Here is a 26,707-nt window from a genome sequence, read left to right on the forward strand (position 1 = left end):
GCCTGGTGCGCAAAGCCAGGAAGAGGGGGAACGAGCGGGCGGACGGGCGGGACGCCACGAAAGCCGGGCCCGCGTCGGTGGACTGCTTCTTGCGTGTGGCTTCGAGGGGAGCCGAGGGCAGCGGGTGCCGCTCTCGTTCTTCCGGACAGTTTCCGTCCGGGGGCGAATGGACAAACATGGATGGGTTGCGAAGCTCCTCGGGGAGGTTCGTCTGGATGATGACTCATCCTGGCAGGTGTCTGCGCTCGAGACAACAAGGCCATGGTTCCCAAGGACAGACACGACGAAGAGGAGGATGCCGAGGTTCGCGTCGATCGTTCGCGGGGGGGATTTTGAACTTAGTACCAGCAAGGAGTCGCACATGGGGGAACGAATCCGGTTAGGTATTTTAGAAGACCAGCAGGTCTTCCGGGAGAGTCTGGTGGCGCTCTTCGAGGGCGCGGGGATGCAGGTGGTCGCCGCGGGAGCGAACGTGGAGGAGGTGTTGGCGCAACTGGGGACGGAGTCCCTGGATGTGGTGGTGGTGGACCTGAGGCTCGAACGACCGGATTCCTGGGCCGTGGACAATGGCTTGCGCCTGGTGGAAATCCTGCGTGAGCGCTCTCCGAACACCCGCGCGCTCGTGCTGTCGGCCCACCGGGAGGTCGCGGTGTTGGAGCGGTGCTTCCAGGCGGGATCCGTGGGCTATCTGTGCAAGCTCAACGTGAGCAGTGCCCGGTTGATCTCCGCCGTCGAGCAGATCTCCCGTGGCGAGTGGTTGGTTCCTCCGGAGCTGGTGTCTCCGGGGCGGCCGACGTCGGCGGAATACGCCTCGCCCCTGGAGCGGCTCACCCAGCGCGAGCGCGAGGTGTTGACCATGGTGGCCAGTGGCGCGGACAACCTCCAGATTTCCGCGCGTCTGGGCATCACGGAGCGCACGGTGAAGGCGCATGTCTCCAACCTCTACCGGAAGCTGGAAGTGCAGAACCGCGTGGAGATGGCCATGGTGATGTACCAGTCCAACCGGATCCTTCCCGAGACCGATGCACCCCATCCCCAGGCAGGAGGATAGCGCTCACGGTTTGCGCGCGGTGACGAGCTCGAGGGAGCCGGGCCATACGCACACGTCGCGAAAGCCCAGTGCCTCGAGTTCCCGCGTGTAGAAGGCCAGCTCGCGCAGGGCGCTCGCGCAGGTGTCCACGCCCATGAGGAAGTAGGACCAGAAGAACTGGGCGGCGAGCCGTCCGGGAGTCCGGAACTCCTCGCAGATGAGGACAAGGCCTCCTGGGGGCAGGGCGTCGAGGGCGGCGCGCAGCAGGGCCCGCGCGATGTCCTCGGGCCAGTCGTGCAGGACCCGGACGAAGGAGAGGGCGTCGTAGCCACGCGGCAGGGACTCGCGCAGGAAGTCGCCCGCCACGAAGCCCAACCGGCCCTCCAACCGCCGCTCGCTCCGGGTGCGGGCCACCAGGGGCTCGCAGGTGGGCAGGTTGTAGACGTCCACGCGGAGGCCGGGCATCGCCTCCAACAGATGGGCGCCGAGCGAGCCGTCTCCACCCCCCACGTCGAGCAGGCGGGTGCCCTGGGGCAGCAACCGGGGCGCATGGAGCAGGAAGGTCTCCCGGATGGGACCGAGCCCCGCCGCCATGCTGGCCTCGAAGCCGGCCACCTGCGCGGGGGTGCGCGGGGGCCAGTCGAAGGCCTCGGTGGGGATGCTCCGCTCGCCTCGCAGCACCTCGGGGAGGTGGCCATGCAGCGCACGCCAGGCATACGTCTCCCGATTCCGTTCCTGCGAATGGGGGCCCAGCACGGCGGCGGCCGCCGCGCGCAGACCTGGCACCGCCGTGTACTGGGCTTCTCCTTCCCCGGCGGCGGGCGGCTCGCGCCGCACGAGTCCCAGACTCTCCAGGCAGTCGAGGAACTTGTGGAGGCGCGCGGGCACGAAGCCATGCGCCGATGCCAGCGCGCTCAGCGAGGCGGGCCCCGGCTCCAGGGCGTCCAGGAGTCCCAGCCGCAGGGCCGTTTCCACCACGTCCACCGCGCGCGCGCCGTTGAAGAGCAGGTGCAGCAGGGCGCGGGGATCCGCCGAGGGCGTGCTCATGGGACGTCCGAGCCCGTCGAGCCCCGGGGGGCGCCCGGCGCATGACCGCCCTCGCGCCGCCAGGTGGCGGTCATCTCCACCCGCACCCGCCACAGCGCGGGAAAGAGGGGCTTCATCATCCGCCCGGTGAGCACCCGCGTGGGCAGTCCATCCAGCGCCTTCACCGTGGAGTCCACGCCAATGGTGCGGCGCACGAGCTGGAAGTGGGTGTACAGCCAGAGCTGGAACGACTCGTCATAGTCGAGGAGTTGTTCGCACATGCGCTTGAGGTCCGCGAGGCCCGGGCGGGTATAGAGGGTGGCCAGCTCCACGCCCCGGCGCCACAACAGCCGCGCCAGGGCTTCCTCCAGTCCCTGCGCGGTGAGCCCCACCGCGTTGTAGCCCGGAGATTCCTGGCCACTGCCGTTGCCGAGAGCGCGGCGGATGATCTGATAGGCGTCCGGGGTGAGCGTTTCGAGGACACCGAGCTGGGAGGCGAGGGTGCGTGCCACCCGGTTCATGCGCTCGAGCCGGGCCGAGACTTCCCACAGCTGGTCCTGGTCCAGCTCCGCGACGCACTCCACCGACTCGTGGGCGAGCAGCTTGAGCCACAGCTCCTGGGATTGATGCACCACCTGGAACATCAGCTCATCGGGCGTCACGCATTGCTCGGGCGGCGTCTGCAGCGCGAGCAACTGCTGGGTGCGCACGTATTTCTCGTAGTCCAGTTCGCCCCGGCCTACCCACTTGTCCAGCATCGCGTTGTGCCAGGGCCCTTGCAGCTGACGGCGCAGCAATTCGGCATGACTCACCTCGGGGATGTTCTCCATGGGTTTCCTCCTTGTTGAAGGGCGAGCGGGACAGGTGCCCTTCGCGGAGGACGTGCCTTGTCAGGTCGGGGTAACGCGGCCTTGACTGCGAAAGGCGGTGAGCTTGCGCACGAGCTCCGCTCCCTGAACGCTCTTGGAAAGGTAACCATCGGCGCCCGAGGCCAAAGCCAGTGAACGCAGCCGGGCCTCATCCGTTGCGGAGTAGAGGATGAACTGGGTGCCTCGTGGGGCATGCCGGCGCGCGAGACCCAGCACTTGATCGCCCTTGAGGGCGGGGAAGTTCACGTCGAGCAGCACCAGATCCGGCTCGTTCTGCCGCACGAGGTTGGACACGCCCAGCGCGGAGTCGTGGGTCTTCACGTCGAAGTGGGGAGTCAGGGTCCGCCGGACGAGTTCCAGTTGATCCGGATCATCGTCCACCACCAGGACTCGCGTTCTGCCTGGGAAGGCTGGCTCAGCCATGTGTCTTTCCCAGGTGTTTACGGATGGTCTCGAGCAACAATTCACGATCCAAGGGTTTGGTGAGGTAGGCGTCGCAACCAGCGGCCGAGGCCTTCTCCTGGTATTCGCGTCCCGCGTGGGCGGTGACGGCGATGACGGGGGTGTTGGCCACGGCGGGCACCTGGCGCAGGCGCCGGGTGGCCTCCCAGCCATCCACGCGTGGCAGGGACAGGTCCATCAGGATGAGATCCGGCGCTTCCTTCGTGGCCCGCTCCACGCCGAGCTCTCCGTCATCGGCCTCCAGCACCTCGAAGAGTCCGCCGAGGTAGCGGCGCACGATGTCGCGGTTCTGCGGGTTGTCCTCCACGTAGAGGATGCGGGGCAGGCGGCTGGTGCGCTGCGCGTTCTGTTGGATCAGCAGGCCCTTGGCCTGGCCGATGACTTCCTCGAGCGCGTGGCCGCCCTTCTGCACGAAGCCGGCGAAGCCATCGCGCAGGACGGCCTCCTCCTCGGCGGAGAGGGATTTGCCGGTGAGCACCACCACGGGCGTCTGGATCTTGTCGGCCCGCATGCGGCGGATGACCTCGAAGCCATCCAGGTTGGGCATCATCAGGTCCAGCACCACGAGCGTGGGCGGGGACACGCGGGCCTTGAGCAGGGCGTCCTCGCCGTTGTGGGCCTCGTGGGTGGAGAAGCCCGCGCGGCGCAGCGAGCGGCTGACGAGCTCGCGCGTGGAGGCATCATCGTCCACCACCAGCACCTCGCCCGCGCCCGCGGCGGTGCCGATGCTGCGGCGCACCACGTCCACCAGGTGGTTGGGCTCCACGGGCTTGATCAGGTACTCGCACGCGCCGAGCGAGAAGCCCCGCGCGCGCTGCTCCTCCACGGAGATGATGATGACGGGGATGCGCGCGAGGTCCGGCTCGCTCTTGAGCGTGGACAGCACGCTCCAGCCGTCCATGCGGGGCAGGTGGATGTCCAGGACGATGGCCTGGGGGCGCAGCTCCCGCGCCTTGCGCAGGGCATCCAGCCCGTCCGAGGCCGTCACCACGATGAAGCCCGAGGGCTCCAACTGCCCGGCGATGAGCTGCTGCACGAGCACGTCGTCATCCACCACGAGCACGGTGCCGCCGCGCGCGAGGGGGGCGAGCGCGGCGCCCACGTCCTCGGGGGCCACGGGCTTGTCCAGCTCGCGCGAGGCGCCCAGGGTGTCGCCTTCCAGCACGCCCGCGAGCCGCACCGTGAACGTGGTGCCCCGGCCGAGGGTGCTCTGCACTTCCACGCCGCCGCCGAGCACCTTGCTCAGCTCGCGCACGATGGCGAGCCCCAGTCCCGTGCCGCCCACCTTGCGCGTGGTGGAGCCGTCCACCTGGCGGAACTTCTCGAAGATGAAGGGCAGCTGGTCCGGGGGGATGCCGATGCCCGTGTCCTCGACGATGAAGACGGCCTCGTTGCCCTCGGCCCGCGCGGTGAGCGACACCTCGCCGGACTCGGTGAACTTGGCCGCGTTGCTCAAGAGGTTGAGCAGGATCTGCCGCAGCTTGAGCGCGTCCGTGCGCACGTGGGCCACGCGCTCGTCGATGTCCGCGCGCAGCTCCACGTCCTTGCCCTTGAGGTATTCCTTCACCGTGGCGGTGCAGTCCTCGGCCAGCTCCGCCATGTCCACCCGCTCCACCACGACTTCCAGGCGGCCCGCTTCGATCTTGGACAGGTCGAGGATGTCGTTGATGAGCGCGAGCAGCGTCTGCGCGTTCTTCTTCACCACGTTGAGGTCGCGCCGGCCGTGGGCGGTGAGCCGGCTGCCCTCCTCGCGCATGAGCAGATCGCAGTAGCCGATGATGCCGTTGAGGGGCGTGCGGATTTCATGGCTGAAGTTGGCCAGGAACTCGCTGCGCAGCCGGAAGGCGGCCTCGGCCTCGCGCGCGCGCTCCTCCTCGTTGCGCTTGGCGCTGGCGAGCTCCGTGGCCAGCCGGTCCAGGTCCTCGTTCTGCTGACGGATGAGCTCCATCTGCAGCGCGCGCTGCTGGTAGCTGGCGAGCGTGCGCGCGGACACGGCGCGGCTCTTCTTGAGCTCCTCCAGGTTGTCCGCGAGGCGCTGGTTGGCCGCCTCCAGCTCCGCCTTGGAGCGGCGCAGGGTCTCCTCGGCGGCCTTGCGCTCGGTGATGTCCTCGGTGATGCCGAGCACGTAGCGCGCCCGTCCGCTGTCATCCAGCAGCGGCAGCTTGCGCGTGGCGTAGACGCGGTCCACGCCGCCCGTGCGCGCCAGCTCCTCGAAGGTCTTGAGCTTGCCCGTCTCCAGGATCTCCGTGTCGATGGCGACGAAGGAGTCCGCTTGTTCCTGGGGGAAGTAGTCGTGGTCCAGCTTGCCGAGCAGCCATTCCTTCGTCACGCCGAAGGCATCGGCGAAGGTCTTGTTGGCCACGCACAGGCGGCGCTCCTCGGCGTCCTTCACGAAGAGCACGAAGGGCAGGCTGTCGACGATGCGCTCCAGGAGCCATCTGGAGTGGGCCTGCTGCCGCTCCGCCAGCTGATGCTGGTGCCGCTCGGTGGCGCGCTTGAGTTCGCGCCGCACCACCGCCCCCAGCAGCGCCAGGCGATCCATGTCCAGGAAGCTGCCCGCCTCGGCCTCCATGGCCGCGGCCATCTCCGTTTCATCCCACTGCGCCGCCACGACGACGAAGGGCTCCAGGGGATGGTGCGCGCGCCACGGGGGCGCCACCTCGCGGAAGCCCAGGCCGGGCACTCCCGGGGCGCACACGGCCAGCTCCCAGGGCCGGCCGAGCGCCGCCTGGAACTCCTCGGGGGTGGACACCCGCTCGGCGTGGACCCGCACGCCCGCGCGCTTCAAGACGTCCAAGACGCGCTCGCCCTCGGGCTCGCCCGCCACCAGGAGCAACCGGGGGGTCTCCTGGTCCGACACCGCACTCGCCGGAGTGCTCATCCGTCACTTTTCCCCGAACGCTAGAACCGTCAGCGTCGTGTTGATGTGGAACCCCGAGTAGACCTCGAAGTGCACATTCATTCCAACCGCTGTGGGCGCGTGGCGCAAGGTGTCGGCGAGGGAGGGGACCGTCCCGGTGGCGTGCGCGTACCACATGCGCCCACTGCAATGAAACAACAGGGCGGCCTGGGGATTGGGGACGCGGCGGGGCAATTCCTCCTGGAAGAAGGCGCGGGTCATGCCCGCCAGGTCGCCGGCCTTCATCAACTCCAGCTCGCTGCCCTCCTCGATGAGGTTGGCGAAGAGGATGGAGCCGTCGGGCAGGACCTTCCAGGGGGCGCGGATGAAGTACTCGCGGCCCACCTTGAGGGCGGTGGGGTGGGCGGCGAAGCCCCGGGGCTTGCCGAATTCCAGGTCGTCCACCGCCACACCGAGCATGTCGGCATAGCGCTGGGCCGCTGGCTTGCCATCGATTTCCAGGGCCCGCGTGGCGCTGTCATCCACGCGGGTGATGGTGAGGCGCTCCCCCAGGGGCTGGTACCAGTGCGAGCGCAGCGCGCCCCAGGGCGCGTTCGTCTTGAAGAGGGCGACGAGCACGCTGTCGGTGGTCACTTCCCCGTCCACATGCAGCTGGGCGGACTGCCGCTCGGGGTCCTGCTGCGCGTCCGCGGCCCCGCCGCCCACGAGCATCAGCGCCTGGTTCTTCTCGAGGATGCCGAGCAGCAGCTCCTCCTTCTTGTAGCGGAAGCCATCGTCGATGACCAAGCCCACGTACTGACGGGCATCCAGGTCCGACTGGCGCACGCCCAGCTCCTGGGCGGCGCGCTTCATGGCGGTGGCCCCCGCGCTCACGGCATCCGCGGACAGGCCGGTGCCCAGGCCCAGGCCCACCTCGAAGTCCCCGAAGAGCGCGCCCAGCACGACGCTGCCCGCGTGGATGCCGCGGTTGTCGAGCTCACCCGCCGTGGTGGCGCCCACCAGGCGCGTGCTCTTGGGCAACCGCTCGCGCAGGGCCCGGTTGAGCGCGAGCTGATCCCGATCCCGGGAGGCGAACAAGGTCACCAGCCTGGGCTCCTCGTTCCCCTCCAGCTGCCGGAGCAGATCCTCGGCCGCGGCGACCGGTTCCAGCTGCGTGGTGCGCGCCGTCTGCATCTTCACTCGAGCCAAGGCGGGGGACCTCCTGGAGTCGTGTTCCGAGGGCTCAGAGCCTACTGCCCGGGTGCGTTTTGTGACAGCTGCCCGTGCACTGCTGGAAGGACTCGCGGCCGCCGCCCACGTACATGCTTTCGATGGGGCCGAACTGTTTCACGTGCGAGTCCGGGTAGCTCTTGTGGCACGAGAGGCACGCGGCCTTGCTCGTGCGCTGGATGCTCTCGGCCGTCAGGTGGCAGCTGTTGCACTGCTGCTTGGGCGCGTCGAAGCGGTCCGAGCGCCCGTGGATGAAGTGGGTGCGCACGAAGATGGGGCCCTCCAGCTCGAAGCCGAGGGGCGCGTGGCACCCGGCGCACGCGGCGCGGTTGTCGCTGGCGTGCAGCAGCCTGGCGAGCTCTCCGCCCTCGCTGTGGCAGCTGGTGCAGGGGCCCGTGGTGAGCGTGGCCTGGGTGGGCTTGGGCGTGTCCACCTGGAGGGTGATGGTGCGGCTGTAGGGGATGTCCTCGCCCAGGTAGACGCGGCGGCCCTTCACCGTCACCAGGTAGCTGCCGGGCGTGGCGTTGGCGGGCAGCGTGTACGTCCACGTGTCGCTGACGGGCGCGGCCCAGCCGGCGTGCGTGGGATCGAAGGCGCCGCCGAACAGATCGTTCGCGGGCGGGAAGGTCTGGAATTGCGAATACACGCCGTCGCGATCCAGCGTGGCCACCGTCTGGACGTCCTGGGGGCCGAGGAACTCCTCCAGCTCCACGATGCTGCGCACCGGTTGGATCTTCTGCGCGGGCCCGATGAGCTGCGTCATCATCATGCGCTCGCGGTGCTTGCGGCGGTAGTACGTGGTCGTCGCGTCGAAGAAGGCCCGGTAGTACTGGATGCCCGGCTCGTTGGTGCCGAAGATGACCTCGTTGTACGTGGGCAGGCTGCCCACCGGATGCAGCCGCTTGCCGTTGCCGTCCTTGAGCGTGAGTTGGAAGGTGATCTGGCTGCCAGCGGCATACGTGCCGTTGAAGCGCGGCGGGGTCAGCGCCTTGATGTCCACGGAGACGCCATAGCCATAGGTGGGCTTGTCCACCTGCACCACGGGAATGGTGTAGGGCAGGCCGGGGCGCGCGGACCAGTAGAGCTTGAGCTGGGTGGTGTCGCGCGAGAGCGTGAAGGGCGTGGCGCCCGTGCGCGCGTTGCGCAGCTCGACGAGCGCCTCCTCGGTGAAGTTGCGCGCGCCGGTGCAGTCGGTGAGCGTGCGGCAGTCATGCGTGGTCTGGATGGCGCGCAGGCGGCGGATGAAGAAGTCGTCGCTGGGGCGGCGCTGATCATTCCGGCCGATGTTCAGCACGATGGGCTGGCCGGTGAGGCGGTTGCGCGCGTCCATGGGCCACACCGTGATGATGCTGGTGTCGTCCATCCACTTCGCTTCCCGGTAGAAGCGGCGGCGGGTGAAGGTGCCATCGCCGTTGGCGAGCGGCACGGGCTCTTGATCCACCTGCTTGATGCCCTGCCAGTTGAGCGCCGCGAAGTCTCCCTGCCGGCGCAGTCCGCTCACGCCCTCGTCCTGGGTGACCCCGGTCACCGCGGCGCGCAGATCGATCTGGTTGATGAAGAAGGGCTGCCCCGTCTTCACCTTGAGGAGCACGCCCTCGCCGTTCTCCACCTCGAGCGCCAGCGCCACGGCGTTGGCCGAACCGCCGCGCTCGCTTTCCGAGCCCTCCAAGACCTGGGGCTCGGGCTGCGTCTGTGCCTGGGGCACCACGGGGGCGGCCACGGCCTGGGCGCCGTACCCACCGGCCCAAGACACCAGCGCCGCGACACAGGCCGCCCGCCATCGGACAAACCCCCGCGATCGCACGCAGAGTGCTCCCTCACCGCGCATGGCGGACCTCTTTCCGTTGGGGCCCGGCGGGGCATGGCCCGTCCAGACCCGGGTTGTCGCGCCAACCGTCGCCCCTACCACCCAGGTTGGCGTCGCATGGGAGTCGACACTTCCCCAGAACTTGGGGGAGCACCGTTTTCTCATGCAGAACGGATTAGAGGGGAACTCTTCTCGGATTTCAACTTTCGTGGGAATTATCCGTGCCGCCTATAAGAACACTTTTCAACAGAAGTGAACTCGGCGGGGGATGACGCGCCGCGGTGTTCCCATTTACCGCTGGAGGGAGGCGCGGTTCTGCCGCTCCAGCTCCTGGAAGAGTTGTTCAGTGGTGAGCTGGGACATGTCCAGGGGCATGAGGGCCGGGGCGGTCTTCGCGGGAGATCTGGAGCGCGAGACCCAACCCAGGGCGTACCCGAGGGTCAGCAACAGGCCGCTTGTCACCCCCCAAGGGGCCGCTCCCCACGCGAGGAGCCCGAGCAGGACCATCACCGTGCCGAGCAGGGTCTTCGACTGAGATGACGCCATGGAGGGTGTCTCCTCGTGGTGCTCCCCGCCCTCGGAGCCGAGGAGTGCTTCACCATGCCTGTGGGCAGGCGACCAGGAAATCACCCTCGTGGGGCGGGTTGCTGTCCGATCGAGGACAGCGGCCTCCGTTCGGGGTTGGGTTCAGTGCCCGGCAAGGAGTGGCCTCGTGGGCCAACAGCGGTTATGAGCCAACCCCTTTTCAGACGAGAGGGTCTGTTTCCCACAATGTCTTTCGTTCCAGGCAACAAGGTCCGCTACCTCCCCCAGCCCGAGTGGGGCGTGGGGCATCTGCTCGAGCTGCAGGACGAGGGCGCCAAGGCGCTCGTCCTCTTCCCCGCCCGCGAGGGCGAACCGGTGCTGGTGTCCACGAAGGGCGGCGCCCTTGCCCCGTACGCCCTGTCCAAGGGAGAGCCCGTGCGGACGGCCCGGGGCCGGCGTGCCACCGTGCTGGGCGAGGAAGAGGGCGGACGGGGCCTGCGCCGCTATGTCATCCGCTACGCCGACACGGGCGAGGAGGACGAGCTGCCCGAGTCCGAGGTGCACGCGCTCGCCCCGCGCTCGGACGTGCTCTCCACGCTGCGCGAGGGCCGGGTGGGCGAGGCGCGCGCCTTCACGCTGCGCAAGCAGGCGCTGGTGCTCGACGACGAGCGGCGCTGTGACGCGCTGGGCGCGCTGCTGGCCAGCCGGGTGATGGTGAAGCCCCACCAGGTGGGCGTGGTCCAGCGCGTGCTCAGCGCGCGCCGGCCCCGGTTCGTGCTCGCCGACGAGGTGGGCCTGGGCAAGACGATCGAAGCGGGCATGGTGTTCAGCGCCCTGCGGCTGTCGGGACTCGCGCGGCGCGTGCTGGTGGTGGCCCCCAGCCACCTCACCGTGCAGTGGCTCGTGGAGCTGTTCCACAAGTTCAACCAGCTCTTCACGCTGATGGACTCGGATCGCTACGCGCAGTCGCTCAAGGAGCAGCCCCAGGTGTCTCCGTGGGCGCGCTTCCCCCTGGTGGTGACGAGCCTGGAGATGCTCGCGCGCACCGAGGAGCACCGGCGCGCCGTGGCGGACGAGGACGCCTTCTGGGACCTGGTCATCATCGACGAGGCCCACCACCTCAAGGGCGAGAAGGCCTTCGCGGCCGCCGAGGGGCTCGCGGGCAACAGCTGGGGCCTGCTCCTGCTCACCGCCACGCCCATGCAGCTCGACCCCGCCGAGTACCACGGTCTGCTCACGCTCATCGACGCGGCCACCGCGCCCACGGTGGAGGGCTTCGAGCGGCGGCTCGCGCGCCAGGAGGAGCTGAGCACCGCGGTGCGCGGCCTGCTCGAGGGCAAGGACGCGGGCGGCGCGGTGAAGGCCCTGGCCGCGCGCTTCCCGGATGACCCCGTGCTCGCGAAGCTCGAGGACCGCGACGCGCTCCTGCAACACCTGGCGGAGACGTACAGCCTGTCGGACCGGCTCGTGCGCAACCGGCGCGCCGTGGTGGGCGGCTTCTCCACGCGCCGCCTGCACCGTCACCCGGTGACGTTGTCCCCGGAGGAGATCCAGACGCGGGATGCCGCGCTCGCCGCGCTCGCGTCCTCGTCCCTGCGCGGCGCGCCCCTGGGCAACCTCTTGCGCCGCCTGGAGTCCAGTCCCGCCGCTTTTGGCGAGGCCCTGCGCGGCAACAAGGCGCTCGCGAGCGTGGCCGGGACGCTCAAGCTGCCCACGCGCGACGCGAAGTTCAGCGCCTTCCTGGGCGTGCTGCGCGGCATCTGGAGCGCCGAGCGGGAGGCCAAGGTGCTCGTCTTCACCGAGAGCCGGGACACCCTGGAGGCCCTGCGCACGGAGCTGGGCCGCGAGGGCACCGAGGCGCTCGCCTACCATGGAGACCTCCCCCTGGTGGAGCGGGACCGGCAGGTGGCGCGCTTCCGCGATCCGGAAGGCCCCAAGGTGCTGCTGTGCACCGAGGTTGGCGGCGAGGGCCGCAACTTCCAGTTCGCCCACCATCTGGTGCACTACGACCTGCCCTGGAGCCCGGCCACGGTGGAGCAGCGCATCGGCCGCCTGGACCGCATCGGGCAGAACCACCCGGTGGAAATCCATGTCTTCGACCCCGCGGGCACGCTGGCCGCGGACGTGTTGATGCTGCTCGCGGACGCGGTGGGCGTCTTCGGCGAGACGGTGGGTGGCCTGGACGCGGTGCTCGAGGAGGTGGAGGACCGGCTCACCGAGCTGGCGCTCCTGCCGCGCGAGTCGCGCATGGCGTATGCCTCGGAGCTCAAGGCGAAGGTGGAGGCCGCGCGGGCTCAGGTGAAGCGCGCGTATGACCCGTTGCTGGACATCCGCTCGTTCGACCGGGAGGCCGTGGCGCGGTTGGTGAAGCGGGCCCAGGAGCGCATGGGCGTGGAGGACGAGGAGGAGGACGAAGCGCCCTCGCTCGAGGAAGGGCTGTGGAGCGTGGCGCGCGACCTGGACGAGCGCCTGGAGGAGGCGGTGACGGAACTGGCGCGCCGGGTGGGCATCGGCGTGGACACGGACGAGCAGGTGGACGCCTTCCAGTGCGCCTTCCAGTTCGGCCATGCGCTCAAGGTGGAGGGTCTGCCGGGCATCGACATCAACGAGGACCGCACGGTGCTCGGGACCTTCTGGCGCGACACGGCGGTGGAGGCCGAGGAGCTGGAGTACTTCGCCACGGGCCATTCCATCGTGGAGGCGCTGTTCGGCTTCCTGCGGGACGGGCCGTATGGGCGCAGCGCGGCGCGCTTCATCGAGCGGCGGGGACCGCTCAAGGCGCGGGGCGTGGAACTGCTCTACCACGTGCAGTTGCCCGAGCCCGAGGACACCTCACCGGGCGCGCGGGTGCCGAGCCGTCAGCTCGCGCGCTTCCTGGAGCGCACCCTGGTGCACGTGGCGGTGGTGGAAGGCCCCTCGGGTCCGACGGTGGACACCAAGGTGCTCCCCGCGCTGGAGACCGAGGGCAAGTCGCTCAAGGGCGACGAGGTGGCGCGCGCCTTCCCGGGCTTCGCGGCCTTCGTGGACGCGGGCGTGCCGGTGGCGCACAAGGCCGCCGAGGCGGAGATGGCGAAGTTGCAGGCGCGCGCGCGCAAGGCCGTGGAGGCCGAGCGGGATGGGGCGCTCGCGCGCATGAAGCTGTCGCTCACGCACCAGGGCCTGGAGGCCAAGGCCGTGGAGGCGCAACTCGACGCCGAGCACGCGCACTATGAGCGGCTGCTCACCGCGCTCAAGGGCGCCAAGGTGGTGCTCGACTCCGCCTGCGGTTTCGTCATCAACCGCTGATCAGAGCCAGAGCTGGAGTCCGGGACGCTCCCGCGCGAGGTGGCGCGGGAGCGCGGGATTCCCGTGCGCTGGGTCATGAACGCTCTCCTCGCAGGATCCTTCCGTGCGCGAGGAGCACCCATGCCGCGACCGGCACCTGCAAGAGTCCCGAGAGCTCGAACACGGCATTGTCGGGGGCAGTGTAGGTCGGGGGCGGAAACAACGTCTCCAGGAGCCGAGTGCTCGCTCCGCTCAGGTACAGGGAATCCTTGAGGACGTGATTGTCGAAGCTCCGGCCGCCGCGTGCTTCCTGAGTCAGTACACCATGCAGTCGAATTTCTCGATGATGGGCCTGAGTTCCTCGGGTGTGGTCTCGAGTTGTTTGGCGATCGTGGGGGCGTGAAGGGTGAGGGCGTTCGTGCGGGGCGGGTGGGTGTGAAGGTGCTTGATGATGACGCGGCCAAACAGGTCCGGCCACGTGGCGCTGCGGAGTTCGGGTGCTCGGCGGATGGGGTCCAGGATGGTGAAGCAGGGCCAGCGGGGAAGCTTCAGGGTGCGAGGGTCACAACCCATGAAGCGACAGGTATTGAGACGGGCCTCCGTGAAATCACAGTCTTCAATGGCCCCGTATTGATACTCCAGGTCGTTCCCATACTCGGGCCAGTGCCCGAAATCACACCCAGTCATCCGACCCGTGAACCGGCAACCCGCGATGGAGGCGCTTATCCAGTCCTGAAGGTTCTTCAACTCTTGTTTCACCTCGAAGGTGCAGTCGATGAATCGGGCCTGCTTGATGATCAGGCGAGCGGTGGGGACCTTCAAGACAACGGTGCAGTTGCGCAGCGTCAGTCCCGTGCTGAGGTAGTAGAGCGAGTTCTTGTCAGTCAGCTCCAACCGTTCGTTCGTGATCTCCTGATTCTTGTAGATGACGTTCTTGAGCCATCCCATGATTGTCCCTCTCAGTAGGTGAGCATCCGAAACAATTCGGTCGCCATTCGCCTGCCATGCAGTGCCATGTTGGATTCCGTCCCGGAGAGGATTTCGTACTGGGTGCCCGTGGACGGGTCGATCACGTCGACGCCTTTGTTGAGGTTGAATCGGTAGATGCCCTCGAATTGTTTTTTCACCGTACGTTGCACGTAGCGGCCCCGAGCCTCGCGTTCCAACAATCGAGCCAGCCAGTACTTGCCCTTCTCCAGGGCCTTTTGAATGGCGGCTCCCTCTTCGCTAGAAAGTTTGTTCGGCCCCCATTCCTTCGCTGCCTGGGTGACAGCTTCTTGGAGCTGATCCCCCACTTTGTCCCTGGCGGGGATGTCCGCCACTGACTTTCCACGTGGCAGGTGCCATCTCTGGCCGTTGGGGAGTTCTACCTGCCAGTTGCCGCCCCGGTGACGCATGACGGTGGTGGCGCCGCGACTCCCAGGGACCTTTCCGCCTCCGCCGCCCGGTGCTTTCCTGAGCATCACGACAGCCATGGGACCCTGCGGGGACGTTGCCACTGCTTCCACCGCCACGACCGCTTTGGCCAGGGCTCCCTCTTGCGCCAGCGCTGTCTCCGCCGCCATTTCTGGCGCCAGGAGTGCGGCTCCTCCCTGGGCTTCCCACTGGGCCCCCGCCAGGCGATATCCCGGAAGCGACTTCACCCGAGCCGCTACATCTCCCATCGCGCGCCCGGTCAGGGTAGCCACCGCGAGAATCATTGCCCGAGCCGCGTCTTCTCCCAGTACCTTGCCGAATTCCTCGCCCGCGGCGCGCAGTTCCTCGAAGGTGGTGGCACGGTGCGCTTCATTGGCCATGTGGGCCCAGCCGTCCATCAGTCCCCACATAGTGTCCAACCCCAACCACGCCACCAGAATCACGGTGAGCGTGGCCGCCACGGCCTTTGTCGTGGGCTCAGGTACCACCCACATCATGCAATACATTGCGACGGTCCAGGCAACCATGGAAATGATTGCCCTGCGGACGAGCGCCGGATGGCCCTCTTCCTTTGCCAGGCTGGCGAAGAAAAGGGTGTCGACAAGATCGCCCAGTGGGTGGAGTTCGTCCTCTTCCGGTGGAACTCCCCCGTTTCGTTCCCGCCACCACTCGCGCAGGGCTTCACGGGGGTATCTCAGGGCTGACTCGCTCATGGTCGCCCATTTTAACGAGTCAGCTGAAATCCACGGTGCGCTCCGCTCAGGCCCGTAGCTTCGCGCGCAGCGTCTTGGCGCGCTCCTGCGTGTCCGGATCCGAGTGCGTCAGCTCCATGCTCTTGAGCCGTTGATCCAGGCTCTTGGGCAGCTTGGTCTTCACCAGCTTGCCCTCGGCCTCCATGGCCTCCAGCTTATCGAGCGCCTTGTCCGTGATGCGCTCGCGCGGATGGCCCAGCAGGCTGTCGAGGAAGTACGGGTCCTCGGGCAGCTCCGGGTACTTCTCCAGGTAGTCGAGCACGCCTTGCGCCCAGGCGCGGGGGTCCTCGGCGGACTCCATCAGCTTCTGCATGGCCTGCTTCTGCGCCTTGCGCTTGCCTTCCGGATCGAACGTCTTGGCGAGGCCCTCGGGCAGCTCCCCGCCCGTGAAGAGCGCGTCCGCCGCCGCCTTGTACTTCTCGTAGGAGGCGCTGCGCTCGATGCGCTGCTGCGCCGGATCATCCTGCCGGGACGTGTGTCCCCGGCCCTTGCCGCGCGAGGCGTCGAGTTCCCGCCAGGTCTTCGTCCGCTTGCCGGAGAAACCCCCGCCGCCCCGATCGTCATCACTGTCACGTGCCATTGCGTCACTTCCCCTTGCGAGCTCCCCACAGCGCCGCCGTGCCGCGCTTCACCAGGGAACGGACACGCGTCAGCTCCTCGGGTGTCAAAGGGTGCTCCTCGTCCTGCTCCGCCTCGAACAAGGCCTCGTCCGCGTACGCGGTGAGTGCCGTGGGCACCGGCGAAGCCTCCGTGCCCGGCCCCCTCAGCGCTTCGGGAGGCACGCTCGCCATACCTTGCGGCCAACCGAGCTCCAGCATGGCGTGCAGCTCGAACAGCAGGTGGCGGGCGACAGCATATCCTTCGTCCGTGAGACCCGCCGCGTCAAGCTCCCCCAGGAGCGCGTCCTGGCGGTTCTCGAACACATCGTGCAGGCGCGTGCGCCCCTTGTCGTCGTCCTCCAGGTAACGCCAAGCGGCTTCCACGAATGCCGTGTCCGGCTCGCCGGGCGCGAAGGGGGCGGGCGGGTCCACCTTCTCCTTCTTCGGGCGGGGCGGGCGCGGGCCCTCCTCCAGACGGACGGGCTTGCCCTCCGCGACCAGGTCCCACAGCCCGAGCAGGTTCTGGAAGAAGCGGCGCGCGAGCTCCGGGGAGCCAAAGCGGGGCTCGCGGTCGAACAGGTGGGGAACCACGTCCTGGGACGAGCGTCCCTCGGCATGGGCCTGGCGCATGTGGGCGAGCACCGTGAGGCTGTCGTGCGAGGTGCCCGCGAGCGCGAGCAGCTCGTCGAGCACCGGCGCGCCCTCGAAGTGGTGGACGAACTCCATCTTTTGGGAACGGGAACGGCTCATGGAATGCAACGTAATGCCCGAGCGTCCTTTCCCCAACGTGTGCCTTCCGTTTCCGCCCTGGCGACCCTAGGCTCCGCCACCGCACATGAGCGAACCGTCGTCCGAGCGAGTGAAGAGCGCCATCCAGGCGCTGGCCCAGGCCCGTCCCGTGGAGGGGCCTCCCGGGGATGATGGTCAGCGCTCCGTCTGGCACCTGTCTCCCCAGGGCGCGGAGCTGCTGTCCTTCGTGGACCCGGAGGGCCGGGTGCAGCGCCAGGAGTTGACGCTCCTGGGCGAGCACTGCGTGTGGACGAGCGGCGTGGGCCTGCGCACCGGCCGGGTGGAGCAGATGGGCGCCTCGCGCGCCGAGACCAGTGTCGTGCACCCGGACATCGAGCCCGTTCCCGCCCGGTTGCTGCGCGCCGCAGTCGCCCTCGAGGACTACCAGGGGGAGGATCGCTACATCCTCCACATCCAGCGGGTGCTCGCGCTCGCGCGCCAGGGGCTCGTGCTCGCGGGAGGCGCGGCGCCCGTGTCGGCCGCTCCCCCTCCGCCCGCCGCTCCGCAGGTGTCCGTGCCGGTCCGTCCCGCCACCGTGCTCCCGGTGGGGGGCATCGATCCCCTCCTGGCGAGCCGTCAGAAGCGCGAGGGCCTCACCATGCTCATCGTGCTCGCCGTGGGGCTCGTGGTGGGCGTGGCCCTGTTGCTCTGGCTCATCTAGGGCTTTGTGGACAGCGCCGGCGCGGGCAGGTGACCCGTGGGAGGCACCGCGCCCAGGGCATCGGAGAGCATGCCGCGCACCATCAGGGGCAGGCTCGTGCCCGGGCTCTCCGCCAGTGAGGCCTCCTGGGCCGCCAGTTGCATGGGGCGCGCGTCCAGGACGACCACCGCGGCGACGAGCGCCCCGAGCATCAAGCTGCCCGCCCACTGGCTGACGGCCTCCGGGCGCAGGAAGAACTGCCAGCAGACGAGCGCGAGCGCCAGGATGGCCAGGAGCCCCATCAGCGCCGCGCGCAGCTCCTGCAGGTGGGCGAGCGTGCCGGTGCTCTGGGCGATGAGCTCGGCACGCACCTCGGGCGTGCGCGCGGCGAGCGAGGTAAGCAGTTCGAAGAGCTGGTGCGCCTCGAGCGCCACCACCAGGGCGGTACCCCCCAGGGCCATGCCCAGGGCGGCACCCAGCAGCCGGCCCGCCTGCTCCCCGCCGGAGGACGCGCGCTTGTGCAGCAACACGAGCCCCAGCGCCACCGCCCCGAGCAGCGCCGCGCTCATCCACGCTCCCACCAGCCGCGTCACCATGGCCTCGCCCGTCCCCGCCACCCAGGGGGCCAGCGCTTCTCCATGACGGCCCTCGGGGAGCGCTGGGAGCATCCGCTCCATGGCCTCCTGCGAGCCGGCGATGCCCAGCATCCAGGGCAGCGTGGCGAGTCCCACCAGCACCACCAGGGGCGCGTGCTTGCCCGCGGGGCCCATGCCCAGCAAGGCCGAGAGGACGAAGGTCACCCCCAGGACGCCCACCATCATCAGCAGGCTGTAGGGCCCCGAGGCTCCCACCATGCGCCACACCTGGGCACTTCCTCCCACGTAGGACAGCAGGGCGAAGGTGAAGCCCGCCACCGCGACGGGTGGAAGCGCGGCGAGGAGCAGCCCTGGAAGGGAATTCAGCCTGAAGGGGACCAGCATGGTGTCACGAGTATAATGCGAGTCCGGGGAAAACGGGAATTTACCCTTGAGTACGGATTCCCTGACTGGCCGTGAACGCTTCGACCATGGACATCGGCCCCTCGGGAGGAGGCGGATGTCTAGGCGGCGACGGCGCCCTCGCCGAGCAGCTGGGCATAGCGGCCCCGGCGGGCGGCGAGCTCCGTATGGGTGCCCGCCTCCACCACGCGGCCGGCGTCCAGGACGACGATGAGGTCCGCGTCCCGCACCGTGGACAGGCGGTGGGCGATGACGAGCACCGTGCGCCCGTGCATCAGCGTGGCCAGCCCCGCTCCCACCGCGGCCTCGCTCTGGGCATCCAGGGCGCTCGTGGGCTCATCCAGCAGCAGCACCGAGGGCTGGCGCAGGAAGGCCCTCGCCAGGGCCAGGCGCTGGCGTTGTCCTCCCGACAGCCGCGCGCCCCGCTCACCCACCGACTCGTCGAGCCCCCCGGGCAGGGCGCGCACGAAGTCCTCCGCGTGCGCCAGGCGCAGCGCCTCCCACACCTCGGCGTCCGACGCCCCGGGCCGCCCGAGCAGCACGTTGTGCCGCACGCTGCCGGAGAAGAGCACCGGCTCCTGGGGCACCCAGGCCAGGCGCTCGCGCACGCTGGAGGGCTTGAGCTGGGACAGGGGGGTGCCATCCCAGGTCACCGTGCCGCCGCTCGGGGGCACGAAGCCCAGCAGCACGGAGAAGAGCGTCGTCTTGCCCGCGCCCGACGCTCCCACCAGCGCCACCCGGGCCCCCGCGGGCACCGTCAGCTCCACGCCCTGGAGCGCCTGGCGGCCATCCGGGTACGTGGCGCACAGGCCCGTGAGCGTCAGGGCCTGGGTGAGGGGCGGCGCCTCGGCGCCCTCGTCCGGCGGCACCGGCGTGTCCGCGAGCGCGAAGAGCCGTTCGGCGCCCACCAGTCCCGTGAGCACCTGGGAGAGCGTGCCGCTCAGGGATTTCACCGGTTGGTAGAGCAGGAGCGTGGCGGCGATGAAGGACAGGAGCCGTCCCGCCAGCGAGGGGTCCCCGGAGATGGCGCGCGCGCCCCAGGCCACCGCCACCGCCACGCCCACCACGCCCATGATTTCCACGGTGGGGCTGTAGGCGCCGCGCAGGAAGAGGGAGCGGCGCATCTCCCCGAGGTAGCGCGATGACTCGGCCTCGAAGCGCTCCAGCGCCCGGCCCTCGGCGCCATAGGCGCGCACCACCGGCAGCGCCTGCAACTGTTCGGCGGTGAGCGAGGTGAGCGCGCCCAGGCTCGACTGCGAGCGGTGGGCCACCTTCTTGAGCGAGCGCGCGAAGGCGCGCACGGGCAGCACCGTGAGCGGTACCACCACGAAGGTGAGCAGGAAGAGCTTCGCGTCGATGAACAGGCACGTGGCGAGCAGCGCCAGGATCTGCATCCCGTCCTTCACATAGGACGAGAGCGCCTGCGTCACCGAGAACTCCACCATCGGCACGTCCGACGCGAAGCGCGTGAACACCTCGCCCGAGTGTTGCCGCTCCATCGCCGCGGGAGACCAGGCGAGCAGCCGCTCATATAAAGAGGCGCGCAGGTCCGCCATCACCCGCTGCCCGAGCCGCTGCATCCAGCCGCCCTGGAGGTAGCTGGCGCCGGCCTTCACGATCGCCACCCCCACCACCATCAAAGGGAGAACACTCAGCAGGCGCTCGCCGGGAAGGGACAGTCCAGCGAGCTCCACCGCGCCGCCCGTGAGCACCGCGCGCAAGAGGGGCCCCACGAGCCAGGCGTAGGCGGACGTGGCGGCCGCGGCCACGAGCGACGCGCCCAGGCCCGCGAGCAGCAGGCGCCGGTAGGGCCACACATACCCCAGCAGGCGTCGGTAGATGTCAGGTGATGGACGAGGCGCCACGGCGGAGCGCGCACTGTGTCATCGCGCGGCCCTCCAGGCAAAGGCCCATGCACCTCCGTCCGCCCAGCGGCCGGGCAGGTGCGCAATGTAGGTGCCTTCATTGCTCCTACAGCCAAGTGCGGACAGCTTTCGGTCAGCCATGGACACGAACAACACCGAAAAAGAAGCGATGCTCAGCAGTCCGGGCTGTGAGCCCGTGGTCGAGGACGAGGAGCGCCGCCGCCTCTTGTGGTTGATGGCGGAGTTCTTCCGGACCATCGGCTGCACGGACCTCAAGGCCCGTCTACCCGGCTTCATGCCTCCTCCCGTCCTCTCGGGGACCATCGAGGATCACCGGCCAGACTTCACCTGCCGCCAGTCGGACTCGGCGCGCACGCCCATCATCCTGGAGATCGTCACTCCCGGCATGGTGGAGGATCCGGCCGCGGAGAACCGCTGGAGCCTCTTGTCGAGCGCCGCCAAGCTCTACAACGCGGAGCTGCACTTCGTGGTCCCCAAGTGGTCCGCCACCCGGGGCGCCATCGATCCGGTGCTCAAGCGGAGGCTCGCTCGCATGGAGCTCACCGCCAACCGCGTCTGGACGGTCTAGTCGGCCCCGCCCCGGGCTTGCTTGACCCGAGGCGCCCGCCCTCTGGACCGGGGCGGGCGCGGATTGCTGGACCCCGTGCGTGCGTTATAGTGGCCACGAGGACTCCGCGCGCGGAGAAAGTCCAATAGATCCAGGGGTTTGATAGCGATGCCAGCGGTGTCGGGCCAGAAACGTGATTATTATGAGGTCCTGGGAGTTCAGAAGAACGTCTCGGCGCAGGACCTGAAGAGCGCCTTTCGCAAGGTGGCCCTGCAGTACCACCCGGATCGCAACCCCGGGAACCATGAGGCCGAGGAGAAGTTCAAGGAGGCCTCGGAGGCCTACGAAATCCTGAGCGACCCGGAGCGCCGCGGGCGGTACGACCGTTTCGGTCACGCGGGCGTGGGCGGGGCGGCGGGTGGAGACCCGTTCGGCGGCGGTTTCCAGGGCGTCAACATCAACGACATCTTCGGGGAAATCTTCGGCGACATCTTCGGCGGCCGGGGAGGCCGGGGCCGGGTGAGCAACCGGGGCGCGGATCTGCGCTTCAACCTGGAGATCTCCTTCGAGGAGGCGGCGTTCGGCTGCCGTCCCAAGGTTCCCATTCCGCGGCCCAAGAAGTGCGACACGTGCTCGGGCACGGGGAGCAAGAGCGCCGCGGCGCCCAAGACGTGTGGCACGTGCGGTGGCGCGGGCGAGGTGCGCTTCACCCAGGGCTTCTTCGCCGTGTCCCGGCCGTGCACCGAGTGCGGCGGCACGGGCGCGGTGGTGCCGGATCCCTGCGGCAAGTGCCGGGGCTCGGGCAAGGTGCCCAACGAGGAAGTCATCGAGGTCAACATCCCGGCCGGCGTGGACAACGGCACACGGGTGCGGCTCACGGGCCTGGGCGAGCCAGGAGACCGGGGGGGCCCCGCCGGAGACCTCTACGTGACGGTCATCGTGCGCGAGCACCCGCTCTTCCAGCGCGAGGACTACGACGTCTTCTGCGAGGTGCCCATCTCCTTCACCCAGGCGGCGCTCGGCGCGAAGATCGACGTGCCCACGCTCGACGGCAAGGTGAAGATGACCATTCCCGAGGGCGCCCAGTCCGGCAAGGTGTTCCGCCTCAAGGGCAAGGGCATCCCCCACCTGCACAGCGGCCAGCGGGGAGATCAGCACGTGCGGGTGATCGTCGAGACGCCCACGGGCCTCACCGCCAAGCAGCGCGAGCTGCTCGAGAAGTTCGCCGAGTCGAGCGGCGAGGAAGCGCACCCCCAATCGAAGAACTTCTTCGAGAAGGTGCGCGAGCTGTTTGGCTGAATTCTCCGTCCGGACGGAAATCACCCGCCTCCCCGTGAAGGGGCGGGTGCTTCCCGCTCGCACCTTTCCGCTCCAGCTCCCACCGGCCCTGGGGGCGTGGGGCGCTGGCCATCGGTGAACGGCGGGCAAAGGCCCCTCCCCGATTGAGTGCCCGGGGGTGGACGTTCATCGCGTCCCCCGGCCAGGGGCACTCACCAATACCTCCGCGCATGCCCATACCGAGCCTGCAACCCAGGGAGTGGGGGAGGTGCCGGCATGGCCACGTATCGACTCATCCGCAAACTGGCCGCTGGCGGCATGGCCGAGGTGTTCCTCGCCAAGGTCATGGGGGCGGAGGGCTTCGAGAAGCCCGTGGCCGTCAAGCGCATCCTGCCCTCCATGGCGCAGGATCGGGAGTTCGTGGAGCTCTTCCTGCGCGAGGCGAAGCTGACGGTCTGCCTGCAGCACGCCAACGTGGTGCAGGTGTTCGACCTGGGGGCGCTCGAGAGCCAGTACTACATGGTGATGGAGTTCGTGGAGGGGGAGAACCTCCGGGCGCTGCAGCGCGGGGGCGTGGCGCAGGGGGTGCCGCTGGGCCTGCGCGAGGTGTGCTTCATCGTCCAGCAGGTCACCGAGGGCCTGGCGTACGCGCACGGCCGCGTGGACGCGGCGGGCCGTCCCCTCAACATCATCCACCGGGACGTGAACCCGTCCAACGTGATGGTGGCCAGCAGCGGCGAGGTGAAGCTCGCGGACTTCGGCATCGCCAAGGCGGCCAACGCGCAGAGCGGCACCCAGGTGGGCGTGGTCAAGGGCAAGGCGGGCTACCTCGCGCCCGAGCAGGTCAAGGGCGCCGAGGTGGATCAGCGCGCGGACCTCTTCCTGATCGGCCTGATGCTCTACGAACTGCTCGCGGGCCGGCAGCTCTTCCAGGGGGCGGACTACTTCCAGACGCTGCGCGCCATCGCCCAGTTCGACGTGAAGGGCCTGGCTCCCGTGCCGGGCGTACCGGCGGCGCTCTGGGGCATCGTCACCCGCGCGCTCGCGCCGGACCCCATGGATCGCTACCACCGGGCCCGCGACATCTCGGACGCGCTGCAGAACTTCCTCTTCGACCACCGCCTGCGCGTGGGCCCCCAGGACGTGGCGGCGCTCTTCCAGCGCTGCTTTCCCAACCGCCGCTCGCCCCTGGAGGGCGCCAACGAGGTGCGGGGCGAGGAGATCCGCCTGGGGTCGGACGCGGGGATTCAACGTCCGCCGCCGCTCACCTCGGTGCGCTCGCGCCCGCCGTTCCTCGGTGGTCCCCGTCCGGGGACGCCCGCGCCCGTGCGCCCTCCGCCTCTGCCCGCCGAGGCCCGGGGAGTGGCCAGCCTGGTTCCTCCTCCGGCGGCGCCGCTTCCGCCCGTGAGCGGCCGCACGGGTGCCTTTCCCGTGGGGGCTCCGGGAGGCACCGGCCGCATGCCGCTCGGCGCGGGCGCGGGCGCGGGCGTGCTGGCGGTGCCCACGCGGGTGATGCGGCCCACGCGCCGCAAGCTGGGCGAGATGCTGCTCGTCGTCGGCAAGCTCTCGGAGCCGCAGCTCAAGGGCGCGCTGGAGCGGCAGCGGCGCACCGGCGGGCGCATCGGCGAGCTGCTCGTGGCCGAGGGGCTGCTGTCCCAGGAGGACGTGGTGCGCGCCCTCAGCGAGCAAGGCGGCATTCCCTTCATCTCGGACCGGGTCCTGCTCACCATGCCGGTGCCCCGCGCGCTGCTGCCCCTGCTGCCCCTGGAGAAGGCGGAGCGGCTGGACGCGGTGCCCGTCACCCAGCAGGCCAAGGAACTGGTGTGCGCCATGCGCGAGCCGCGGGACCTGGCGCGCCTGGACGAGCTCAAGTTCATCACCGGCTGCACCGTGCGCGGCATCTACGCCACGGAAGGGGGCCTGCGCCGCGCCATCGGCCGTTTCTACCGGGGCGAAGTGGCCGAGTCCCCGGGCGAGTGGTCCCAGATGATGCCGCTGGCGGGCTCGGACTCGCAGCCGGGCGTGACGCCCTTCGCCGACAAGCACACGCGCACGCGCGAGCGCATGCTGGATGAGTCCGCCTTCATGGACATCTCCGTGATGGCCCCCGTGTCCGCCTCGGCCCTGGCCGCGCCCGCGCCCCCGGCGGCGAAGGCGCCCGCCTCGCTCGCGCGCACCATGCTGGTGGTGTCGGATGACGCGGAGCTGCGGGACGCGGCGGTGCGCCTGCTCACCCGGCAGGGCGTGGCGGCCTCGGGCAGCGGCGCGGCCGACGTGGAGAAGGCGATGGCCCTGGGCGGGACCGAGGTGGCGCTCGTGGCGGCGGACACCGTGAAGGACGCACCCGCCGTGGTGGCCCGGTTGATGGCGGTGGCGCCCTCCATGGAGGTGCGCGTGCTGCCCTCGCTCGCCGAGGCGCTGGGCGGAGAGGCCGGGCCCCTCGGCCGCGCGGCGCGGTGGCATGCGCGCGTGGTGGACGCCGCGCTGGCGACGCTCGGCGGAGTGGGCGTGCAGGGCGCCGCGCTCGCCAAGCTGGCCCGGCGCGTGGCCCAACGTCTGGGCGCCGGACGCGCGGAGTCCGAGCGGGCCTCGGCGGTGGCGTATGCGCTGGCGCTCGCGGCCTTCCAGGAGTCCCGCGAGGCCTTCACCCGGCCCTCGTGCGAGTCGGTGCGGGCCATCCTCGGCCGGGACGCGGGCGAGCTGGCCGGCCTCATCGGGGCCTGTACCCGGGACGCGCCGCCCCTCGTGGAGGGCGCTTCCAAGGCCGTGTTGGCGCTGGCCTCGGCGGTGTCGCTCGTGGAGGAGATGGGGACGACCACCCTGGTGGCCTCGGCCGCGTCGCAGTCCCTCACCAAGCTGCGCGCCATGGGCCGGCTGCCCGCCCCGGCGCTGGAAGCCCTCTCCGCCGAGGTGACGGAGTTGGTGCTCGGAGACAGGGCCTGGCACACGGTGGTGCTCGCCGAGCCCAACGTCGCGCGGGCCTCGGCCCTCCAGGCGCGCTTCCTCGCGGACGGGGTGCGCGTGGTGCTCGCCGACTCGGTGGCCCGCACGCGCGTGCTCCTGTCCCAGGGCAGCCAGGCGCTCGTGGTGGCCGCGTGTCTGCCGGACGGGGACGGCGCGGAACTCACCCGCTCGCTGCGCTCCACGGAGCAGATGGCCTCGCTGCCCATCTTCGTGCTCGCGCCACCGGAGGACCCTCGGCTGGTGGAGGCCGGACTCGACGCGGGCGCGGATGACGTCCTCACGTACCCGGTCAACCCGGACGTGCTCGTGGCCAAGCTGCGAAGGGCCCTGCAGCCCCGCCGCCCCTCCTCGACGCCCGTGCCGGTGTCCTCCTCTCCGGAAGCGGCGGTGCCGGCTCCTCCCCTGGCGTGAGCTCCTGGCATAGAGTCTCGGGATGCGAACGCAGCCCGTCCGTCTTGTGCGCACCTATGCCGCCGCGCTCGTGCTCATGTTCCTCGGCGCCTGCAATGGCTGCCGCGCGACGGATGCCGAGCGCGCCGCCAGGGAGCGGGCTGAAATCGAGAAGCGCATCCGCGATTCCACGGCGCTCATGCCCTACCGGGCCCTCAAGCTGACGGTGCGCGCCAATGGCGAACCGGATGCGCCCGAGGAGATCGAACTCCTCTGGAAGACCCTCGAGGAGACCCGCGCCCTTCCCGAGAAGCCCCTGACCGACGAGCAGGCCCTGCGCGCGGCCCGGAGCTACCTCGACCTGGGCATCGCGTTCTACAAGGCACGCAAGCTGCTCCAGACGCGTGACGAGGACGAGTTCCCCCTCCTGTGGACGAAGTGGATGCCGGAGCAGCCGCCGCTCCTTCCAGGCTACGACGCCGGGCAGGAGCACGCCTTCCTCGCCAGCATCTGGCTCCTCTTCGACCTCGCGGATCGGGGCAAGCGCCTGCCCGCCTCGGATCTGGTGTTCTATGAACTCGCGCGCGCCACGCCCCAGCCCTCGTGGCCGCCCGGGCTGCGCGTGGCCGTCCAGGCGAGCCGGGGCGTGTCGTTCTGCGGGGCGGGGTACCACTACGCGGCCGAGGAGGAGCTGACCGCCTTTCTCTCCGAGACCGAGGCCCTTCCGGTGGAGGGCTTTCCCGTGTTCCAGGGCACCACCCGCGAGCAGTCGCGCGAGACGATCCTCGCCACGGGCTACTTCCTGCGTGCCTGGAACCGCATGGGCCTCGAGCGGGAGCGCGCCGCCGAGGACGACATCGAGCGGGGCCTGCACTCGCTGGAGAAGCTGGGGGTGGAGAACGAGTTGGTGTGGTGGGGCTGGGCCTTCCTCCACTTCCGCCGCGAGAACTATGACGAGTCCGCGAAGTACCTCGACAAGCTGGCGGACAGTCCGTACCTCGGTGCGCGGGAGCGCCAGGAGGTGCGAGCCAGCGCCGAGGAGATGCGCCAGCACGGCGATAAGCTGCCCATCTTCTTGCAGACGCGCGCGGCCGTCATTCTCGCACAGGCCCTCATCGCCCGGGCCGGCGGGTTGGAGCCCCTCCTCGTCACCGTGCTGGGCGCGGAGCGGGCGAAGCAAGTCTACGGCCCCATCGCCTGGATGGACCGGGTGCGTCAGGGCGTCGAACGGATCGACCCCGCGAAGCTCGTGCGCGACGAGGCGGACGTCACGCTGGACAAGGTCCGCGAGGCGGGTGGCAAGGGCCTGGACGCGCTCAAGCAGCGGCTGGGAGGCGGCACGAAAGCCACCGCGGAGTCCGGCCCACCGTGATTCGCGGTGGTGCGGGGAGCTCGG

At 69.7% G+C, this 26,707-nt stretch carries 19 protein-coding genes and 1 pseudogene; 7 read left to right on the plus strand and 13 right to left on the minus strand.

Annotated features, from left to right (window positions below):
* Positions 1-361: 361 nt before the first annotated feature.
* Positions 362-1,051 carry a response regulator transcription factor gene (locus MEBOL_RS21005; RefSeq protein WP_095979114.1) on the plus strand — a complete coding sequence of 230 codons (690 nt, stop codon included), beginning with the start codon at positions 362-364 and terminating at the stop codon, positions 1,049-1,051.
* Positions 1,052-1,054: 3 nt separating this feature from the next.
* Here the strand turns inward: MEBOL_RS21005 and MEBOL_RS21010 are convergent, their stop codons facing one another.
* From MEBOL_RS21010 to MEBOL_RS21040, 7 genes are all read right to left on the minus strand, one after another.
* A complete protein-coding gene (locus MEBOL_RS21010; protein WP_095979115.1) occupies positions 1,055-2,077 on the minus strand; it encodes a methyltransferase in 1,023 nt (340 codons plus the stop codon).
* Positions 2,074-2,886 carry a tryptophan 2,3-dioxygenase family protein gene (locus tag MEBOL_RS21015; RefSeq protein ID WP_095979116.1) on the minus strand — a complete coding sequence of 271 codons (813 nt, stop codon included), beginning with the start codon at positions 2,884-2,886 and terminating at the stop codon, positions 2,074-2,076. The genes MEBOL_RS21010 and MEBOL_RS21015 overlap by 4 nt, the downstream gene beginning before the upstream one ends.
* 60 nt (positions 2,887-2,946) lie before the next feature.
* Entirely contained in the window at positions 2,947-3,348 is a 402-nt protein-coding gene (locus MEBOL_RS21020; protein ID WP_095979117.1) for a response regulator, read from the minus strand.
* Complete coding sequence (locus tag MEBOL_RS21025) at positions 3,341-6,268, minus strand: hybrid sensor histidine kinase/response regulator (RefSeq protein ID WP_095979118.1); 2,928 nt, start codon at positions 6,266-6,268, stop codon at positions 3,341-3,343. Before MEBOL_RS21025 ends, MEBOL_RS21020 begins: the two co-directional genes overlap by 8 nt.
* 3 nt (positions 6,269-6,271) lie before the next feature.
* Positions 6,272-7,435 (minus strand): FIST signal transduction protein, encoded by a 1,164-nt coding sequence (locus MEBOL_RS21030; protein WP_095979119.1) that lies wholly within the window; start codon positions 7,433-7,435, stop codon positions 6,272-6,274.
* A gap of 34 nt (positions 7,436-7,469) precedes the next feature.
* Positions 7,470-9,260 (minus strand): cytochrome c3 family protein, encoded by a 1,791-nt coding sequence (locus MEBOL_RS21035; RefSeq protein WP_425437539.1) that lies wholly within the window; start codon positions 9,258-9,260, stop codon positions 7,470-7,472.
* A 294-nt stretch (positions 9,261-9,554) separates the two neighbouring features.
* Entirely contained in the window at positions 9,555-9,809 is a 255-nt protein-coding gene (locus MEBOL_RS21040) for a hypothetical protein (protein WP_095979121.1), read from the minus strand.
* 225 nt (positions 9,810-10,034) lie between these two features.
* Here MEBOL_RS21040 and MEBOL_RS21045 point away from each other — a divergent pair, with 225 nt between their 5' ends.
* A complete protein-coding gene (locus tag MEBOL_RS21045; protein WP_095979122.1) occupies positions 10,035-13,073 on the plus strand; it encodes a helicase-related protein in 3,039 nt (1,012 codons plus the stop codon).
* Between the two features lie 294 nt (positions 13,074-13,367).
* On the opposite strand, the gene MEBOL_RS21050 is transcribed toward MEBOL_RS21045, so the two are convergent.
* The 4 genes and pseudogenes from MEBOL_RS21050 to MEBOL_RS21065 all read right to left on the minus strand — a co-directional run bounded on the left by MEBOL_RS21050 (position 13,368) and on the right by MEBOL_RS21065 (position 16,569).
* Positions 13,368-14,000 carry a hypothetical protein gene (locus MEBOL_RS21050; RefSeq protein ID WP_095979123.1) on the minus strand — a complete coding sequence of 211 codons (633 nt, stop codon included), beginning with the start codon at positions 13,998-14,000 and terminating at the stop codon, positions 13,368-13,370.
* Between the two features lie 11 nt (positions 14,001-14,011).
* Positions 14,012-15,028 (minus strand): annotated as a pseudogene (locus MEBOL_RS43025) (hypothetical protein); the annotation flags it as partial.
* A gap of 199 nt (positions 15,029-15,227) precedes the next feature.
* Entirely contained in the window at positions 15,228-15,800 is a 573-nt protein-coding gene (locus MEBOL_RS21060; RefSeq protein WP_095979124.1) for a hypothetical protein, read from the minus strand.
* Between the two features lie 4 nt (positions 15,801-15,804).
* Positions 15,805-16,569: a hypothetical protein gene (locus MEBOL_RS21065; protein ID WP_095979125.1), complete on the minus strand. Its 765-nt coding sequence runs from the start codon at positions 16,567-16,569 to the stop codon at positions 15,805-15,807.
* A gap of 85 nt (positions 16,570-16,654) precedes the next feature.
* Here MEBOL_RS21065 and MEBOL_RS21070 point away from each other — a divergent pair, with 85 nt between their 5' ends.
* Positions 16,655-17,269, plus strand: a complete 615-nt coding sequence (locus MEBOL_RS21070) for a hypothetical protein (RefSeq protein ID WP_095979126.1) — start codon at positions 16,655-16,657, stop codon at positions 17,267-17,269.
* On the opposite strand, the gene MEBOL_RS21075 is transcribed toward MEBOL_RS21070, so the two are convergent.
* Positions 17,266-18,228, minus strand: coding sequence for a hypothetical protein (locus MEBOL_RS21075; RefSeq protein WP_095979127.1), 963 nt, complete (start codon positions 18,226-18,228; stop codon positions 17,266-17,268). The two genes, MEBOL_RS21070 and MEBOL_RS21075, sit on opposite strands and share 4 nt — an antisense overlap.
* Positions 18,229-18,347: 119 nt before the next feature.
* Positions 18,348-20,111 carry an ABC transporter ATP-binding protein gene (locus MEBOL_RS21080; RefSeq protein ID WP_095979128.1) on the minus strand — a complete coding sequence of 588 codons (1,764 nt, stop codon included), beginning with the start codon at positions 20,109-20,111 and terminating at the stop codon, positions 18,348-18,350.
* Between the two features lie 139 nt (positions 20,112-20,250).
* Here MEBOL_RS21080 and MEBOL_RS21085 point away from each other — a divergent pair, with 139 nt between their 5' ends.
* The 4 genes from MEBOL_RS21085 (at position 20,251) to MEBOL_RS21100 (ending at position 26,683) form a co-directional block, all read left to right on the plus strand.
* The gene (locus tag MEBOL_RS21085) at positions 20,251-20,700 is read left to right on the plus strand and encodes a hypothetical protein (RefSeq protein WP_095979129.1); all 450 of its coding nucleotides are present in this window, start codon (positions 20,251-20,253) and stop codon (positions 20,698-20,700) included.
* 147 nt (positions 20,701-20,847) lie between these two features.
* A complete protein-coding gene (dnaJ, locus tag MEBOL_RS21090; protein ID WP_095979130.1) occupies positions 20,848-21,978 on the plus strand; it encodes a molecular chaperone DnaJ in 1,131 nt (376 codons plus the stop codon).
* A gap of 255 nt (positions 21,979-22,233) precedes the next feature.
* Positions 22,234-25,332 (plus strand): protein kinase domain-containing protein, encoded by a 3,099-nt coding sequence (locus MEBOL_RS43030; protein ID WP_095979131.1) that lies wholly within the window; start codon positions 22,234-22,236, stop codon positions 25,330-25,332.
* A 22-nt stretch (positions 25,333-25,354) separates the two neighbouring features.
* Positions 25,355-26,683 carry a hypothetical protein gene (locus tag MEBOL_RS21100; RefSeq protein WP_095979132.1) on the plus strand — a complete coding sequence of 443 codons (1,329 nt, stop codon included), beginning with the start codon at positions 25,355-25,357 and terminating at the stop codon, positions 26,681-26,683.
* Positions 26,684-26,707 lie beyond the last annotated feature (24 nt).

Origin of the sequence: Melittangium boletus DSM 14713 (assembly GCF_002305855.1) — a bacterium.
In the GTDB taxonomy this organism is placed as follows: domain Bacteria; phylum Myxococcota; class Myxococcia; order Myxococcales; family Myxococcaceae; genus Cystobacter; species Cystobacter boletus.

Excerpts from the sequence above, each read along its gene's own strand:
- MEBOL_RS21005 (WP_095979114.1), top strand. The coding sequence starts at position 362 with ATGGGGGAACGAATCCGGTTAGGTATTTTAGAAGACCAGCAGGTCTTC.
- MEBOL_RS21010 (WP_095979115.1), bottom strand. The coding sequence starts at position 2,077 with ATGAGCACGCCCTCGGCGGATCCCCGCGCCCTGCTGCACCTGCTCTTC.
- MEBOL_RS21015 (WP_095979116.1), bottom strand. The coding sequence starts at position 2,886 with ATGGAGAACATCCCCGAGGTGAGTCATGCCGAATTGCTGCGCCGTCAG.
- MEBOL_RS21020 (WP_095979117.1), bottom strand. The coding sequence starts at position 3,348 with ATGGCTGAGCCAGCCTTCCCAGGCAGAACGCGAGTCCTGGTGGTGGAC.
- MEBOL_RS21025 (WP_095979118.1), bottom strand. The coding sequence starts at position 6,268 with ATGAGCACTCCGGCGAGTGCGGTGTCGGACCAGGAGACCCCCCGGTTG.
- MEBOL_RS21040 (WP_095979121.1), bottom strand. The coding sequence starts at position 9,809 with ATGGCGTCATCTCAGTCGAAGACCCTGCTCGGCACGGTGATGGTCCTG.
- MEBOL_RS21045 (WP_095979122.1), top strand. The coding sequence starts at position 10,035 with ATGTCTTTCGTTCCAGGCAACAAGGTCCGCTACCTCCCCCAGCCCGAG.
- MEBOL_RS21050 (WP_095979123.1), bottom strand. The coding sequence starts at position 14,000 with ATGGGATGGCTCAAGAACGTCATCTACAAGAATCAGGAGATCACGAAC.
- MEBOL_RS21060 (WP_095979124.1), bottom strand. The coding sequence starts at position 15,800 with ATGGCACGTGACAGTGATGACGATCGGGGCGGCGGGGGTTTCTCCGGC.
- MEBOL_RS21065 (WP_095979125.1), bottom strand. The coding sequence starts at position 16,569 with ATGAGCCGTTCCCGTTCCCAAAAGATGGAGTTCGTCCACCACTTCGAG.
- MEBOL_RS21070 (WP_095979126.1), top strand. The coding sequence starts at position 16,655 with ATGAGCGAACCGTCGTCCGAGCGAGTGAAGAGCGCCATCCAGGCGCTG.
- MEBOL_RS21075 (WP_095979127.1), bottom strand. The coding sequence starts at position 18,228 with ATGCTGGTCCCCTTCAGGCTGAATTCCCTTCCAGGGCTGCTCCTCGCC.
- MEBOL_RS21085 (WP_095979129.1), top strand. The coding sequence starts at position 20,251 with ATGGACACGAACAACACCGAAAAAGAAGCGATGCTCAGCAGTCCGGGC.
- dnaJ (WP_095979130.1), top strand. The coding sequence starts at position 20,848 with ATGCCAGCGGTGTCGGGCCAGAAACGTGATTATTATGAGGTCCTGGGA.
- MEBOL_RS43030 (WP_095979131.1), top strand. The coding sequence starts at position 22,234 with ATGGCCACGTATCGACTCATCCGCAAACTGGCCGCTGGCGGCATGGCC.
- MEBOL_RS21100 (WP_095979132.1), top strand. The coding sequence starts at position 25,355 with ATGCGAACGCAGCCCGTCCGTCTTGTGCGCACCTATGCCGCCGCGCTC.